The following is a 16796-nucleotide window of genomic DNA, read 5'->3' on the forward strand; positions in this document are numbered from 1 at the left end:
ACCTCCATATTCAAAAATACTGAATTATCAATTCATTTTATTTCGTTTTATAAAATGATATATCTATGTTAAGATGATGTCAATAAAAGTTTGTATATGAGGAGAATTTGTATATGAAGAAATTTAATTATAAATGGGTTATACTAGTATTATCTTTTTTAGGTTTGCTTTCCGTACAAGGAACAAGAAGCACATTCGGTGCTTTTCTTCAACCATGGGAAACTGCTTTTTCCACTAACCGAGAAACCATGTCTTTAATAGCTATGTTGAGTTTTGTCATTTATGGAATTTCCCAGCCCATCATCGGCAAATTGATAGACCGTTATAGTGTTAAAAAGATATTTTCCATTAGTACTTTGTTGGTTGGAATCAGCACTATCTTAACTTATTTTGCTGAGAATGTATGGCATATAGCTTTTCTCTACGCTGTGATCGCTTCCATAGGCTTTGGCGGAGCATCAGGAATAGCTGCAACCGTAGCAGTAACAGAGTGGTTTCAAGAAAAACGTGGCTTTGCATTAGGAATCATCAATGCGGGATCAAGCGCAGGCCAATTAATTCTTGTTCCGTCCTCTTTATTGCTTATAAACAGATTTGGCTGGAAGCCAGCTACTCTTGCTTTAGGGTTATTTCTTACGTTTTTCACCTTCCCGATTCTAGCAATATTTTTTCGGTCCGCTTCAACAGAGAAATGTTTGAAGCTTTATAAAGAAAAAACACATAATGTTGAAATAAACAATAACGTTTCTCATCATTCTGTTTTTAATCTAAAGAGTACTTTTATGATCATCAAAAGCCGTAGGTTTTGGTTTCTTGCTATACCTTATTTAATCTGTGGTTATACGACTACCGGATTGATGGATACTCACCTGATCTCACTCGCACATGGGCATGGATATTCAGAAACCATGGCTGGCACGGCAGTAAGTTTGCTTGCCGCTTTTAACATTTTGGGAACACTCCTGTCTGGCTTTTTTGCTGACCGATGGAATAACCGTAAATTTTTAGCGGGATTATACATTATTAGGGCAATCTCAATTCCTATTTTGTTTGTTTCCGGACATAATTTTATACTGTTACTGTTTTCAATCATTTTCGGGTTCGTCGATTTTGCTACAATAGCCCCTACTTCTATACTTGCTACAAATTTTTATAAAGGCGATCTTATAGGGTATGCTTTGGGCCTCCTTTATTTAAGCCATCAAATAGGCTCCGCATTGGGCGCATATATTCCCGGTCTTTTCTTTCAGATAACAGGGAATTACAATATCTCATTGGCTTCAGCTATTGTATTATTAATTGTTGCCTCAATATTAAGCTTTCTGTTACCGGGTTATTGAGGTAACATGATCATTATAAAACAACAATATCTCCATGGATTATTCCGTGGAGATATTGTTATAGATATTCATCTTAAAACTTATTGCAAGCCACGCTTACACTTTTCTTCAGATACTTTTTTAATTGCTCTTGTTACAATTTTTCTATTTCGGCTTTTTCAATTTCTAATAGTCCATTAACATTTTACATATGTGTATCTTCACACTCCATATCAATAACTACAGAAACATTAATATATTTTTCCAACTGCTTATTGCAAATTTTATCTCCCTCATTTGTAAAAACAAAATGGTTGAAGAAGTGCCTAAAATTAAGGATTTCTATATAGTTTTTCGTTGTAGCAACACGCAAGTCTCCACATGCATGAAGACGAGCTATAAGGTGAAAAGGAAACACATATGTTATATATTCCTTTCAATATAAAAATACTATTAACTTCGTTATGTTGATTATAATCACCTAAATCTATCTCGTTATATTTTGGCAAGCTTTTTAATATCAATACCTCGTTTAATATGTGCTATTATTGTAATTCATTATTATAGTTTCAAATCTAACTTAGTCCCATGATTTATTTACAATAAACTCTTTTTCATAATGCCATAAAAAATTATGTACATATGATAAATTGAACTCAAACGAATTTTTAAAGTATTTAAAAAGTTCCCTGCAAATATTATTAAAAAATATATACTCTTGAGCATTTTCAACTGAAAAGAAAATATCAATTAATTTAAATCTATGCATTGCATTAATTGCATTTTGTTCAATAACTGTATACTCCCTTGGATATAATCCAGCTAACATTTCAGTTATAAAGAAAATCCCCCCACCTGAAATTCCATATTTTGAATTCACTCCGATACAATTAGTTATTCTTTCTTCAATTAGTATTGAACTATTTTTTAGATAATCAATCATATTAATAAATTTCGAATATTCATTTTCTATATTTTTTAGTAGCTGTTGTTTTCCTCTAGATTTCATAGTATTATTATTAATAATATCAATTGCTTTGTTTTTATTTTGAATAAGCTTACTATTCCAAAGTAACTTATTCAAACTTTCTGTTGTATCATTATGCCATTTACAATCCTTAAATATACGTCCTTGTGTATTTACATTAACTTCATAATTGGCAATAGCCTCATACAAGTAAGCAGAAATATATATTTTTTCTGGTTTTTGCATATATTCTTTACATGGTAATGTTGGGCAATCTATTAGAGGGATATTTTCTCCCTGTGCCCCACCTGTCATAAACCATTTGTAAGACTCTCCATTTGTACAACAAAAATATGGAGTTCCAAGCCTCTGAGCATAAGATTCGGCTTGTGGAATTGCAAAATTTATATTGTTATCACTATCTTTTTTTACCTCTATTACCGCAAATGGTACTTTACTATTATTTTCAAGATAGATACTACAAACAATATCTGCCCACACCACAGTTCTTCCAATTTGTACAGGAACTCTACCATATCCATCTATGCTACCTTCATCAAATCCAATACTTTTTAGATAAGGAATAACTTTTTTATATGCTATATCTGCTTCATTCATAGTTTTACCTCTCTGCGTTTCATAATACTATTATTCTTTAATGCTCAAACTTTGATTACTACGTTTACTCTCAATATACACCATATTTAATCTTTACAGATCTATCTGGCAAACAATATTTGTTTCTATCAAACAGAACTAAATTTGTTCCTTTTTTACCTATTAATTTCATCCTTGTACTTGGATATAGTATACCTACACAACCTAATTTTTCAGCTTCTTCTGCCAAAATATGAAACAGTTTGTATTCAACTTCAGGATTTTCATTTTGAGCAATCGGACTAAAAATAGTATCAATGAAGTAATCATTTTTTACTTTCTCAGTTGTTTTATATAATGTTTTCCAAAAAATTTTCTCAATATTATTGAATGATTCCATTATATTTTTTTCACTGTCATTTGGTATATTTTTAAACTTGCTTTCCATTTCTGAAATTCCTTCATTAAATTTTTTATCCAAATAATTTTTTTCAATATCTAAGTTCAAAATTTTCTCATCTTTATAATCTTCATTAATCAAAAATTTGGCTATTGAAATCTTTATATTTTTATTAGGTTCTGCCCTAACTTCATTAATACAAGTTAAATCGCATGAATTCCAATACGAATCTTCTACTGTCATACTCTTGTATACTGAGCATCCCAAATATAAAAACATTTTATTATCAGGGTTCCATCGATTTAATGTTCCTTTATTTGGTATAAAAGCATCATAGTTAGTCACATAATCAGGAAATTCTTCACTTGACTTTAAAGCCCTACATAAATATTTTATATGTTTTAATTTTATAAACGCATTTTCCTGATTTATTATATAATCTAATTTATTTTTAATATATTTCCGTGAATTCTCTTGATTTTCTAAGTACATATTTATTAACCATCTCTTGTTATCATCACAAGTTTCAGTCATATTTTTAATAATATTCTTTGCCTCATTATCAAAACTCAATACTTTCTCCCTTCTATAATCTTATATTTTAATAAGATTATATCATTCATAATAATCTTAGTTTTACAAATCTATATACTTTTAAATAATGTATTAACCTTTATCTATCCAAACTATTACCTATATTAATTAATTTTGATCTACTTATTGTATAAGAATTACAAATTAAGCATATTTTTCAATTAACAATATATTTTAGTCTTTTCCTGTAACGAACCATCTTTCTAATAAATGCTACTGCTATTTTTATTTTATAAATTTTTCATATGAAAACATTCCGATTAATTCGCATACTTACTTTTATACGTTTTAACTACTCATATTAATTATTATTAATCATCCAATCAACTCCAAATTAATTCAAGTATAATTATTGTTTTATAGCTGTTAACATGTATGGATGTAATTTATTCAACGAATCATTAATAATATAGCAAAGATACCCATTATCAACTTTAAAAGCTGCATCTGTTGGTAAATAATCAAATGTTGGTAATTGCTTTACTTCGGCTGACCTTCCCTTTAATTCACTTAAATCTAAAGTTTTTAACGTATAATTAAATTTAAAGCCATCCATATCAAATATAAAATAATATACTCTATTATTAAAAAAAGCAAAGCTTCTCTTATCTTTAAAATAATTTCCAAAATCCATATCAACATGTATATATTTATCAATTAATTCAATATTACCATTTTTATACGTGTATCTCATTAAACTTACACTGCTATCAAGAGCGCCTGATGTATTTGAAGGATAATCATAATGTTTATTTGAAAAAATCATCTGATCGTCATTTAAAAAATATATAATTTTGCAATCTTCTATTTTACATATTTGGCCATTATCTGTATTTATAATATAGCAAATTGGTTGTTGGTAATCACCTTTATGCACAATTAAATGCTTATTGGCAGATGCCATCATAAATTTATCTATATCAACATACCCTATATCTTCTAAAACAATATTTTCTTTACTCCCATTAATCATCCTACTTTTTATTACATTAATGCTCCCATAAGATGTTCGCATTTCTTCGAGGTAATATACTCTATTTTTTATTACTTGATATCCATTTTCTATATACTGAGAATTTGCATAATATCCATCCCCGTATCCTTTATCACAATAAGGATGCAAGTTAATCAAAAAGTTTTTCCAAGCCTCTTTATCAAATTCAATTTCCTCTAACATTTCAATTTGTATATCTTCAGGAACAAATCCATATTTTTCTGATATCCCCTTACATCCAGTAGCCTTGTAAATATTATCAATATTTTTTTGAATTTCAAAAAAACCCTTACTATTTACAGAAAAATACGAAAATAATTCTTTATAGTAATTAAGGTAGCTATGATTTTTGTTCCCCAAAAATAAAAACTCCATTAATGTCTGTAGAATAGCTTTTTGCACACTAGTATTTTCAATATTTTCAATTGAAGATACGTCCACACAAGCTTGCGGATTTAAAACGTTAATATATTTTAAAACAGATCTAACAAATTCTCTCTGATATTCATTTATATTTTCAATATCATTTGCAATCGTAATAAGTATCGCAGCTAAAAATTCCTTTTCATCACAATTAAGGTTCTTTGCAATATCATACTTCGTATTAAGATCATATATCTCCTTTTTCTGTTTCATTGAAAGTTCATCTATAATTGTATCTGTTACATCGCTAATATCATTTAGTTTATCTTTAACTTCCTTTCCTACCTTTTCAATTGCTTCTTCCTGATTACGAAATTTTTCCTCGAAAGGTTTTGCTCCTGCTATCATTCCTTCTTTAAATTTATTTTTTTTACCAAATAACTTGTCAAATATCATATAGATTCCTCCTGCTAAAAATTATAATTATCACCAATTACTATATTATAAAATTCTTTTTCAAGAAATTCTTCTTTTACAGATTCAATAAACTTTTTATCAGTTATAACCCTATGTAGCGCCACTAAAAATCCTCCAATATCAAGTTTAGATAAATCATGAGTTATCGTTGCATAAGCAACATTACTTGCTGATGCAATGATATTAGAATAACTTATAATTTTTCTTGTTTTTACTTGATATAAGTTCCATGAGCTATAACCAGACTGATTAAAAAATAAGCCATGTATTTCAGCAATAAGTATATTTATTAAATTAGCAAACATAGCCTGCTTACCAATATTAAAAGAATTAGCAAAATCAATACCATATTTTGCAAGATTTTGCGTTACATCAGGTGAAATTGCTGATAACATTGGAATAGGTAATCCAACCTTTGAGAATTCATCAGATTCGTAATGAAGTGCTTGTTTTATTACTGAAGCTGCAAATGCTTCCGGTTCACTTTGTGAACGTTCTATTACTTTAGATAACATTAAACTCGTATCTGCATTCTGCACTATTTTAGGCATTAATATTTTATTTATCTTAGGAACTTTTTCAACATGGTAAGTAAAGAATTTCCAATCTGTCAAAGTACTCGTCATAATATTTGATGTACCAAAAATCCAGCCTAATATTGGATCATGTCCTAATGTTCTAAAGCGGTGTGAATTTCCATTCAACCCTAAATTAAAATCATTACTTCCAAACAAAGCATCATATGGTACCCCATTAGAAATAATTTCATTAAGAGTAGCATAATAAATCCTATGTGTATCATCCATATTCTTTTTAAACCATTTATCAAAAATCTTAGTTTCTTTATTATACGCGTCCTTTGCACTTTCAACATGACTTGTTTTTTTCTTAAATAATGTTAAACAGTATTGTCTTACACATTGCAATGACACCGCAAAAAATAGAAAAGCTATATCTATATCATTTAACTTTGTTGCTTGTTTAAATTTAACATCTAAATCTCCTATAATAAGATGAGCATTCTTAGCTACATCCGCTACCCTTCCTGATTCTTTTGCAATTATATTTAATTTATTAATACTCGTGTCAACATCAGAAAAAGCTTGTTCCTTTTTTTTGCGTAAAGCATCATAATCTATCATTACTTGTCTCCTTATTAATACCAATTACATCCTCTATTTTAGATATGTCAACAGTAGTATATCCTAAGTCACTACTACCTTTAGTTATATAATAAATTACACCGGATGCTTTATATTGTATTCCATCTTTTCTATAAATTATAATATAATTTCTGCCTACAATCAAACATACTTCTATTCCTTCTTTATTATCAACATATATACTTTCCATTTTTTACACCTATATATTTAGTACCAAATCATATCAATTCCTTTAAACTAATACTCTCATTTTTTCAGTATTTAAAACTAAAGAAAATTGAACACACAATAAATTATTATTAACATTGCTGAATATCAACAGAAAGGTTACCGTTCACATATGTATTACTATACAAAGTTAGTATGTATTTACTTTTTATTATTATATTTTTTATATAAGTTATTTATTAATTCAATATGTACAAACTATATTATAAATATACAAAAAAACGATGTTATTTTCCATATAATTTGCCAATTTATACTTATCTTTTATTCACGGTACAGCTAAAAACAAAAGCATTAGTTCCTAAAAATAATACCTAATGCTTTTACTCATTACACACCTATAATACTTCTTTTATAACCACTCCCATCTTATACCCAATCTCCACCTCCACCAAACTTACCACCTTTACTTCCTTCACCATCTGTCCAAAAAGCTCCTCATCAAATTCCTTAATAATATTTTGTCTGCCTCTTAATATATCTTCAATTTCTTTTACCTTCTCAATCCCGTTCTTCCTTATGAGTTCCACATTATCAAACCTTTCCTTCTTTGCCTTCAGCTGCTTTATTTCTTCTTCAAGCCTTCTGTATTCCTCATCGTAAATTTCATGGTCTAAACCTTTTCTTACATCCAACCTTACTAGGTTCATCATTTGCTCTTTAAGTTCTTCCAATCTTTCATTTACAGCTCGCACTTCATTGCCATTTGTTTCACTTCCTAATACCTTATTTATATTATCCATCATAGTTTTTAGAAAGGCTTCTTTGTTTTCAATGATTCTATTTATAGACCTTACAAATGCGGCTTTTAGTTTTTCTTCAGACACTGCCTTCATGCTACAAGCCTCATTTCCATTATCTATATGATTGGCACAAAGCCACACATATTTTCTATATTTCTCACCGGGTCCCCACATTTTTCTTGTGCATTTACTGCCACAATTACCGCATATTATCTTGCCTGAAAAGGCATATTTATTACTGTATCTACTTTTCGTTTTTTCTGAATAGCCTGCAAGTGATGCCCTTCTCTTTATTTCTTCCTGCACCTTTTGAAATACTTCTTTTGGTATTATTGATGGATGGCTATTTTCAACATAATACTGCTGCACTTCACCTTTATTTTTCACTCTTTTATGTGTTAGAAAATCCGTTGTTATAGTTTTTTGAAGCAGCGCATCTCCTGAATATTTTTCGTTTCTCAATATTTTTTGTACAGTGGAATCGTACCATTTTATTCCTCCTGCACCAGTTAAAATATTATCCTTTTGAAGTCCTTTACCTATAGATCTTATACCCTTTCCTGAAAGGAACTCATTGTATATTCTTCTAACTACTTTAGCCTGTTCTTCATTTATAATAAGTTCTCCATTTTCATCTTTGTCATAACCTAAAAATCTTGTATGATTTACCCTTATCTTTCCCTGTTGAAATCTTCTAACTATGCCCCATCTGCTGTTTTCAGAAATGTTTCTTGATTCATCTTGAGCAAGGGAAGATAAAATAGTAAGTAAAACCTCTCCTTTTGAATCTAGGGTATCAATGTTTTCTTTTTCAAAATAAACTCCTATACCTTTATCCTTGAGCAGTCTTACATATTTAAGGCAATCCAGTGTATTGCGGGCAAATCTCGAAATTGACTTTGTAATAATCATATCAAACTGACCTGCAAGACCTGCATCTATCATCCTTTTAAACTCGTTTCTGCGTTTTGTATTTGTAGCAGTTATTCCTTCATCAGCAAAAATCCCCGCAAACTCATATTCTGGTTTACTTTTAATATAATTTTCATAATATGTTACTTGAGTTTCATAACTCGTAAGCTGCTCTTCTGTATCTGTACTTACTCTGCAGTAAGCGCAAACCCTTTTCTTTGTTCCTTTTGGCAAACCTTTTATCACTTGCATAGGTTTTGCTGGTATTACTGAAACCTTTGGCATGAAAATCCCTCCTTTACTGCAGCCCCTTAATTCCTCGCTTTTTAATAAATTTTTCTTCCATTATCATTCCATTCTTGAAATGAAGCTCTAAATGTGTTGGTGTAATAACTACTACCTTTTCTATTAGATTTTCAAATATATCATCATCAAACTCTGTAAGAGTGTTTTTTCTTTCTTCAATAAAGCTTTTAATTTCTAAGTTCCTTTTAAGAACCTCTTTATATTTATCATCATCATAAGTTAATTTATCTTTTTGCTGTTTAAATACTTGAAGCTTTTCATTTAAAACTACATATTTCTTATCAAATGCACTTTCCTTTAACTGACCTTTTATCTGCTGCCTCACAAGGCTTTTCATTTCTTCATTAATATTCTTTATTTCCATGTCTATTTTAAATGCCACCTCACAGCTTGCACTTTGCCTTATAACCTTTTGAACATTATCAATAAAAGCTTTAAAAAACTTTTCTTTGTTTTCATATAGTCTATTAAAAACTCTTACAAATACTACTTTTAAGGTGATATCATCTACTGCTTTCATATCACAATACTTTTTTCCTTTGCTTATATATGTGCTGCACTGCCACACAATTTGTTTTGATTTTAGCTTGCTATTCCAGGTTCTTCTTTTAAAAACACTGCCGCAGTTACCGCATACTATTTTCCCGCTGAAAGCATATCTTTGAAGGTATTTATCTCTATCTCCAAATAAATTGCCATATTTTAAAGCTTTCTTTGCCATTATATCTTGAACCTTTAAGAAATCTTCCTTTGATACTATTGGCTCATGGTCACACTTAATTACATACTTTGGAGCTTGCCCTTTATTTTTCTTCCTCTTCTTAGTCAAATAACTTACTGTTATAGTTTTCTGAAGTACAGCATCGCCATAGTATTTTTCATTTTTTAAAATGCCTTTTATTGAGTTTTCACTCCATAAAACATTTCCTGATACAGTTTTTATATTATCTTTTTCAAGTTCTAATTTTATAGCCTTGAAACTTTTGCCCTCAAGGTACCTATTATAAATTCTCTTTACTATTTCCGCTTCTTCCTTATTTACAATAAGCTTACCTTTATCATTCATGTCATAGCCGAGAAATCTTTTTGTATTAATTTTAAATTTTCCTTTCTTGAAATTTTTCTGAATACTCCATTTAACATTTTCTGAAATGTTCCTTGATTCATCTTGTGCAATAGAGCTTAATATACTTAAAATCACTTCACTGTCAGCATTTAAAGTATTTATATTTTCTTTTTCAAAATATACACCTACCCCAAAACTTTTAAGGTACCTTACCACTTCTAAGCAATCAGCTGTATTTCTTGCAAATCTTGATATGCTTTTCGTTATTATCAGGTCCACTTTTCCTAATTCACAAGCCTTAATCATTCTATTAAACTCTGTTCTTTTACCTGTTCCAGTACCCGAAATACCTTCATCTGCAAAAACACCAGCATAATCCCATCCAGTTTTGCTTTTTATATAACTTTCATAATAAGAAACTTGTGTTTCCAATGATTCCATTTGTTTTAGACTATCTGTGCTCACCCTGCAGTATGCACAAACCCTTCTCTTTTTTAATAACTCTTGATTATCAGCAGACACTGTATTTCTTGCTGCAATGGCAGTTATCTTTTTCAACGTAAAACCTCCTTTCATTGGTAGTACATGTTACCTCTACTACCGCCTCAAAGCAAGTAATTTAGGCAGCGGAAACATGTAGAAAAAGTAAAAAAATAAAGAGCCTGAACCATTACAGTTCAAGCCCTCAATTTATTTATTAAAGGATTTTTTATTTTCGGCATCTATTTTAGTAAACTCAACTTCTGTTATAAGCTTATCTTTTAGAATTTCCTTTAATATAGATTTACTGATTAAATATTCTACTGAAACATTTGCAACAGTAAACATTTATACCACCCCTTAAAAACTTTCCTTATTTGTAGGATCATTAAATATTCCAAAGGCTGTAAGCACAGAAAATATTAAAGTCGTTAACTCTTTGTAACTATCTTCTGTAAGTCCTATTGGTGCTAAAAGTCCATAAGTTTTTAAAATAAAAAGCACCAGAGCTGCTACTGCTGCCCATGATGCCATGCTTTTAAATCTATTTTGCTTTTGATTATTTCTGCTTACTCCATTGTTATTTTCACTGCTATTTTGTACTTGATTATTATTATTTTCCATTATAATTCTCCCCTTCTATTTAATATAATCAGCGTAAACATATCCGCCATGATCACCAAAATATATTGACCACCAACTGCCTACTTTTTTATCAAGTCTTACTTTTTGTCCATTTTTAAGTTGTCCTATTACATTGTAATTAGTTCCTGCACCACTTCTTACATTAAGCACACTAGCTATTACAGTTCCATAAATCACATTGCTATTTGCTACTTGATTTGATGTACCTGAAGAAAGTCTATTTTTAAAGCTCCACCATCTTTGCCAATTGTTTGCACTCATGCTCTGTGGACACATTTTTCTACTGGCATCATAATGCCTAACAACTTTATCAATAGGCACATTATATTTCCCCATAAGAAATTTCACTAAATCAACTGCATTACTTACAGACTTTTCATAATTACAATCGCAATTAACACATATCTCAACACCAATGGAATTATGATTTGTTATGCCATATCTTCCACCACCATCTCCGCAGTGCCATGAAGCATTATAATCCTCAATCAATTGAACTATTTCCTTATCATCTACAAAATAATGAGCTGAAGACTGCCTATCCCCTCCATTGAAATATCTATAGTGTGCTTCAGCATCTGCACCTCTATCCATATTTGCTGTATCATGAACAACAATGTATTTAATATCATTGCCAGAGGAATAGTTAAATTTAATAAGCTTTTTTGTTATTGGTAACATATTTTTTCCTTCCTTCTACTTTAAAATTCTTGATATTATAAATATTGCTATCTGAGTAACTAAAACTAGAATTATTGTTTTTGTGGTTTCGTCCCATTTCTTAGCTGGTTTTTCTTCAAGTACTTTTATTCTTGAAGACAGCTCCTTAATATCATCCTTCAAAACTACTACTGTCTCACTTCCTGGTGGATCTCTTTCAAAATTATCTATCTTATCTGCTATTGTTTTTACACTGTCTTTTATTTCATTTAAAATATTAAATATCATAGATACTCTTTCTTCATTTTTGTCTCCCTGTCTTTCCAATTTTCCCACCCTATCTTGAAGTTTTAAAATCATGTCATAACCCTTTCCCTCTGAATCTTTTAATCCCCTTTCAAAGCCTTCTAGTTTATTCTTAAGATTTTCAATCTGCAAACAATCCTTGCAACTCTTATCCTCCAAAGTTTTCATCTCCTTTCTTTCAAAAAATAAAAAAAGACATCCTCGATTTAAGATATTTTATATACTTAATGAGCAGGCATATCTAATGGATACACATAATCACAAGTAAAATCATATTGAATTTTCATTGTATTTGTCGGTGTTTTTGTTATTGCCTCTGGAAGCAAAGTATGTGCTGAAGCTGGAATAATATACTGCTGCCTTATTTGCCCACAATTACCATTATCAAATGTAAACATTGTAGATGTATCATTATCCCAAGATATACTACTACATCGGGTAGAACTAAAGGTTGATGTACTATAAACAGTCAAATCACTATTTAGCTGCAAATAAACATCGTGTCCTACCATAACCCACAATTTGTTATTAGTTATTTTTGTTAAAGTAATGCCATTCGAATTTCCAGAATATATTTGAGCTTTATCAGCAAAAGTACCATCCTTATTGTACCTTGCTATATAACTTTTATATTGAGACTCTGAATCTGATGTATCTATGCAGCCTTTATAAACTACATAAACATAAGCATCATTTGCTGCAATATCACAATATTGTACATTATATATGAGATCAGCTGGAATAGCTGCACTTTTGGAATAGGATGCAACCACAGCAAAATTTTTATCTAACTTTTTAAAAGAACCATCACCTATTAGTATCCAAAAATTTGTGCCATCATAGGTAATAGCCTTTGCTGACATCGAAACTGCTGCGTCACTTTTCTTTTGACCTGTAATTTTATCATATACCTTTAAAGCAGATGAATCTATTTTTAATGCATAAACATTGCTTTCATCTGTACATACATTGTAGTCAGGCAAATAATTGCCATCGCTTCCTGTCTCTAATGTTTTTCTGGTATAGGTTGAATTTATTACTGGACTTCGTGGACTCCCATCAGTGTCATCTCCACCTGTCCAATATATGCTTTTAAATGTTCCATTGGCTGCATTTGTTGGAAAATCCATAACATAGTGCCTTGTAGTATCGTTTCTCGTGGTTTCGGATTTGTTTATACTTCCTCTTAAATTATCATTACCACTGTAAGGATATACACTATCTGCATATCCAACAATATTTCCCCAAGTCCAGTAATCATAAGCATCTTCCGGAATATCCCCTGTAGTCAAAACCATTATTCTAAAGGGATAAGTTGAATATATGTTCCTAAGTATGTCCTTTATATTATTATCCAGCATAGGATAGTAAAACCCATCAAGGTAAGCAGTATTTCCAAATACAGCAGATATTCTATTTTCACTCTTAGCTTCATAGGTTTGCTTTCCTGTTAGTGAATCATATAATTTAACTGTAGCAATACCTGTGAATGGTAATATTGGTTTTTTCTTTAATACTTCTAATTTTGTTCCTTTTATTAAGTCCTGACTGTAGGATAAACTTTGTTTGTATGGCATTAAAAGTTGCTCCCTTCTATTTATTTTTAAATATAAAAAAAGCCTATACCGTAATAGGTATAAACTTTAGGCGTATAATACAAAAATACTATAAAAATTCTAAATTGAATAATACATTATTTTAAATCCAATATTTTGTATATAAAAACATTATGTTAAAAATTTATAATATTTTATTGATAATAGTATTATCAATATTCCAATTACTATGGGAGCAGCTAACCACCAGTGTTTCTTTTTCAATTCAAAAAAAGCAATAGTTATAACTGTAAAAATAGTTGAAATGCTTATAAGTAAGCATCCATTTACTATAAGCAAACTTTTCAATGAAAAATCTTTTAATAAAGACACGTTTGTTGTTATTAATGGAGCAAGTGCAAGTATAATTGCAACAATTGAAATAATTTCCTTAGTATGAGCATCAATTCTATTATTTAAATCAATTAATTTTTTAGCTAGATTATCTTGTTGCTTTGATGCATCGCTAATCATATCTTCTAAAAATTTTCCATTCCTATATCGGTCTCCCTCAGCAGTTAAATATAGAATGGCGTTCATTTGACATTTACCATTTTCTATGTTGTTATATAATTTACATAAATTTTCAAATAAATGCAGATATGGATTTCCTAAATAACCTGATTGTCCTCTTTTAAAGAAAATTTCACCATTATATTTACTAAATATATCAATAAAACCAATTCTATATAAAAAAAGCAAATCATTAAAAAGTGTATTTTTATCTTTACTAATTTCTTTATAATAGTCCCTATAGAATTTATGAAAATTATATATATCGTCATTATCATTAAGCTGATAATTAAAATATGATGTGTAATGTTCATATCTTACAATTATTTTAAATATTTTATTTAATTCATAATAAGTTCTAGTATTCTTTAAGGTATTATCCCATGTATTTTTATAAATTTTTTCTATTCTTCCAAAGGTTTCACCATACTTATTCTTTAAATTTTCTCTTATGTTTTCTAATGAAGAATTATTAATTTCATCTGTATTTTCTCCCATCACATTGCCCTCCATTTTTTCTTTATATGATTAATAAATAAAATTATGTTACTTTGATCTTAAAAATTGGAAGTTGTCGAACTATTAAAATTTTTTATATGCCAGATTTAATAATACTTTTTTCTATAACTTCCCGCCTATACTTTTTAATAACACATTGATCTGGTCTAACTTCATCTCTAGGAAGCCAAATATTTCTGACTTTGTCATATTCCGCTTTATCGTTTGGATAATATTTATCAATCCTAAGTTGTAAAATAGGATTGTACTTATCTATATATTTAAACTCTAAATATCTCCTTTGCTCCTCGTCGACTAACCCATCATCAATTACCTGCATTTTTATATTGACAGTAGCAGTTTCAATTTCCTGAATATCTAATCCCCAATAATCTCTTGAGTTAACACACATATGATAGATATGAGCTAACCACCGGCATGCAATTTCGCTTGACTCTCCTATATATACGCATCTATCATTAAAACATATACCATATACACCACAATTTTGGGCATCTGAATTTGGCATCTTAAAATAATTTTTTTCTATCCACATATACTGTTGATATATATATCTTTTTATAAAATTTTTTCCGCCACCTTTTTCATACCATTCTATTTCTAGTCTACTATTTTTTTTCATATTTTCCTCACCAAATACTGATTTTCTTATTTGCCTCAAATTTAAAAAATCTTTGATTTTTCCTTATTGATGTTCTGCATAAAAGTGCTATATATTTAAAATATAATATTTTACATCTTTCTCTATTATAGTTCAATCATATCATATTTTGTAAATATATTATAACTTAACATTCATTATAAAAACAAACCATATCCCTATTCTATACTGTATTATAATTAACTCTTACTTGATTTAATTTTAATTCATCTGTGCTCCCACTAATCTCCATATACCACCCAAATCTCATTTTTTTATTCGAAAGTCCAATTGATGTCCATTGCATTTCAGTAATTCCTTGAAGCACAGAAGCTATCATTCCTTTACTTTTCACATCCTGCATATTCGTTATATCCACCAATATCCATGAGCTACCATTCCAAGCCTTCCAAGAAACTCCGCTATCTACACTTACTATAAAAACTATGATTCCACTTCCTGTATTCTTTAAAGTAACTACTACATTCATAATATCATTTATATAAGCTTCACTAAAAGAAATATCATCCTTCATAGTTACTACTACAGGCTTAGGCTTAATTGTTTGAGTTATCTTTGGTGACGGCATTTCTGATGAGGATGACCATATTTTTAAGATTGGAGAAGTTGCTATTATACCAGTTCTTTCTTTATGACACACATCATCACCATAAGTTTGAAATTTATCTGCTGTTAGTGGTAATTCTGAAACCTTAACATAACTTAAAGTGCTTGCATCCCAATGTTTAATATCATTTCCGTCTACTATAAGGTATTTTATATTAGCTTGAATATAAGAACCTTCTTGAACGGTATATGACTTTCCCTGATCCTGCTGTGGAATAAAAGCATAAGATTTATTATTTTCAAGGGTTAAAGTAATCATCCCTAGTGTAGGATTTTCAAAAGAATTTGTTCCTGTATTAGGTATCTTTTCTATAACAAGTACCATAGCACTATCATCAAATAATGTAAGCTCCCAGACCAAATCAAGAGTTCCCCAACTACTGTAACTTTGATGACCTTCCCATCTTATCCTAAAAATTGCTTTGCCATTTACCGTTTCTTTTGCATAGTAAATATTATCTGCTCCTGCATCCCTTTTGTTTATTCTAAGCTGCTCATTTGAAGTAAAACCAATCCATGAATTGCCGTTGCTAATGATTGTAGTTCTGCAGTTTACACCATTATAGAAAAAATCAAAACCTAAGTCTGGAAAGTTAATTGTACCATCATCATTATGAGTACTTATTGAAGTCATGCCGCTATTTCCTTTTGGAGAAATTATATTTGTACTATATACTCCCAC

Annotated in this window: 16 protein-coding genes; 1 reads left to right on the top strand and 15 read right to left on the bottom strand. The window is 29.7% G+C overall.

Translation table 11 applies throughout. The annotated features are described in order from the left end of the window. The first annotated feature begins 113 nt into the window (after window positions 1–113). Window positions 114–1340: an MFS transporter gene (locus LQK79_RS10850; protein WP_231016546.1), complete on the top strand. Its 1227-nt coding sequence runs from the start codon at window positions 114–116 to the stop codon at window positions 1338–1340. Between the two features lie 559 nt (window positions 1341–1899). Here LQK79_RS10850 and LQK79_RS10855 read toward each other — a convergent pair. The 15 genes from LQK79_RS10855 to LQK79_RS10925 form a co-directional block, all read right to left on the bottom strand. Beyond that, entirely contained in the window at window positions 1900–2904 is a 1005-nt protein-coding gene (locus tag LQK79_RS10855) for a type I restriction enzyme HsdR N-terminal domain-containing protein (protein WP_231016547.1), read from the bottom strand. 70 nt (window positions 2905–2974) lie between these two features. Further along, window positions 2975–3856, bottom strand: coding sequence for a hypothetical protein (locus tag LQK79_RS10860; RefSeq protein WP_231016548.1), 882 nt, complete (start codon window positions 3854–3856; stop codon window positions 2975–2977). A 370-nt stretch (window positions 3857–4226) separates the two neighbouring features. Beyond that, complete coding sequence (locus LQK79_RS10865) at window positions 4227–5690, bottom strand: hypothetical protein (RefSeq protein WP_231016549.1); 1464 nt, start codon at window positions 5688–5690, stop codon at window positions 4227–4229. A gap of 14 nt (window positions 5691–5704) precedes the next feature. After that, window positions 5705–6853, bottom strand: coding sequence for a hypothetical protein (locus LQK79_RS10870; RefSeq protein ID WP_231016550.1), 1149 nt, complete (start codon window positions 6851–6853; stop codon window positions 5705–5707). Then, window positions 6840–7064 (bottom strand): hypothetical protein, encoded by a 225-nt coding sequence (locus LQK79_RS10875; protein WP_231016551.1) that lies wholly within the window; start codon window positions 7062–7064, stop codon window positions 6840–6842. The genes LQK79_RS10870 and LQK79_RS10875 overlap by 14 nt, the downstream gene beginning before the upstream one ends. Window positions 7065–7440: 376 nt before the next feature. Beyond that, window positions 7441–9042 carry a recombinase family protein gene (locus tag LQK79_RS10880; protein WP_231016552.1) on the bottom strand — a complete coding sequence of 534 codons (1602 nt, stop codon included), beginning with the start codon at window positions 9040–9042 and terminating at the stop codon, window positions 7441–7443. A gap of 13 nt (window positions 9043–9055) precedes the next feature. Next, window positions 9056–10687: a recombinase family protein gene (locus LQK79_RS10885; protein ID WP_231016553.1), complete on the bottom strand. Its 1632-nt coding sequence runs from the start codon at window positions 10685–10687 to the stop codon at window positions 9056–9058. A 132-nt stretch (window positions 10688–10819) separates the two neighbouring features. Further along, window positions 10820–10957 carry an SHOCT domain-containing protein gene (locus LQK79_RS10890; protein WP_231016554.1) on the bottom strand — a complete coding sequence of 46 codons (138 nt, stop codon included), beginning with the start codon at window positions 10955–10957 and terminating at the stop codon, window positions 10820–10822. A 12-nt stretch (window positions 10958–10969) separates the two neighbouring features. Beyond that, window positions 10970–11233, bottom strand: coding sequence for a phage holin (locus LQK79_RS10895; RefSeq protein WP_231016555.1), 264 nt, complete (start codon window positions 11231–11233; stop codon window positions 10970–10972). A 15-nt stretch (window positions 11234–11248) separates the two neighbouring features. Continuing rightward, the gene (locus LQK79_RS10900) at window positions 11249–11935 is read right to left on the bottom strand and encodes an N-acetylmuramoyl-L-alanine amidase (RefSeq protein WP_231016556.1); all 687 of its coding nucleotides are present in this window, start codon (window positions 11933–11935) and stop codon (window positions 11249–11251) included. 15 nt (window positions 11936–11950) lie between these two features. Further along, on the bottom strand, window positions 11951–12379 hold the full coding sequence (locus LQK79_RS10905) for a hypothetical protein (RefSeq protein WP_231016557.1): 429 nt from the start codon (window positions 12377–12379) through the stop codon (window positions 11951–11953). A gap of 65 nt (window positions 12380–12444) precedes the next feature. Beyond that, window positions 12445–13797, bottom strand: coding sequence for a hypothetical protein (locus LQK79_RS10910; RefSeq protein ID WP_231016558.1), 1353 nt, complete (start codon window positions 13795–13797; stop codon window positions 12445–12447). Window positions 13798–13947: 150 nt separating this feature from the next. After that, window positions 13948–14826, bottom strand: coding sequence for a hypothetical protein (locus LQK79_RS10915; protein WP_231016559.1), 879 nt, complete (start codon window positions 14824–14826; stop codon window positions 13948–13950). A 94-nt stretch (window positions 14827–14920) separates the two neighbouring features. Further along, window positions 14921–15469 (bottom strand): hypothetical protein, encoded by a 549-nt coding sequence (locus tag LQK79_RS10920; protein WP_231016560.1) that lies wholly within the window; start codon window positions 15467–15469, stop codon window positions 14921–14923. 202 nt (window positions 15470–15671) lie between these two features. Beyond that, window positions 15672–16796 (bottom strand): hypothetical protein, encoded by a 1125-nt coding sequence (locus LQK79_RS10925; RefSeq protein WP_231016561.1) that lies wholly within the window; start codon window positions 16794–16796, stop codon window positions 15672–15674.

Origin of the sequence: Clostridium guangxiense (genome assembly GCF_021043395.1) — a bacterium.
GTDB classification, from domain to species: Bacteria; Bacillota; Clostridia; order Clostridiales; family Clostridiaceae; genus Clostridium_S; species Clostridium_S guangxiense.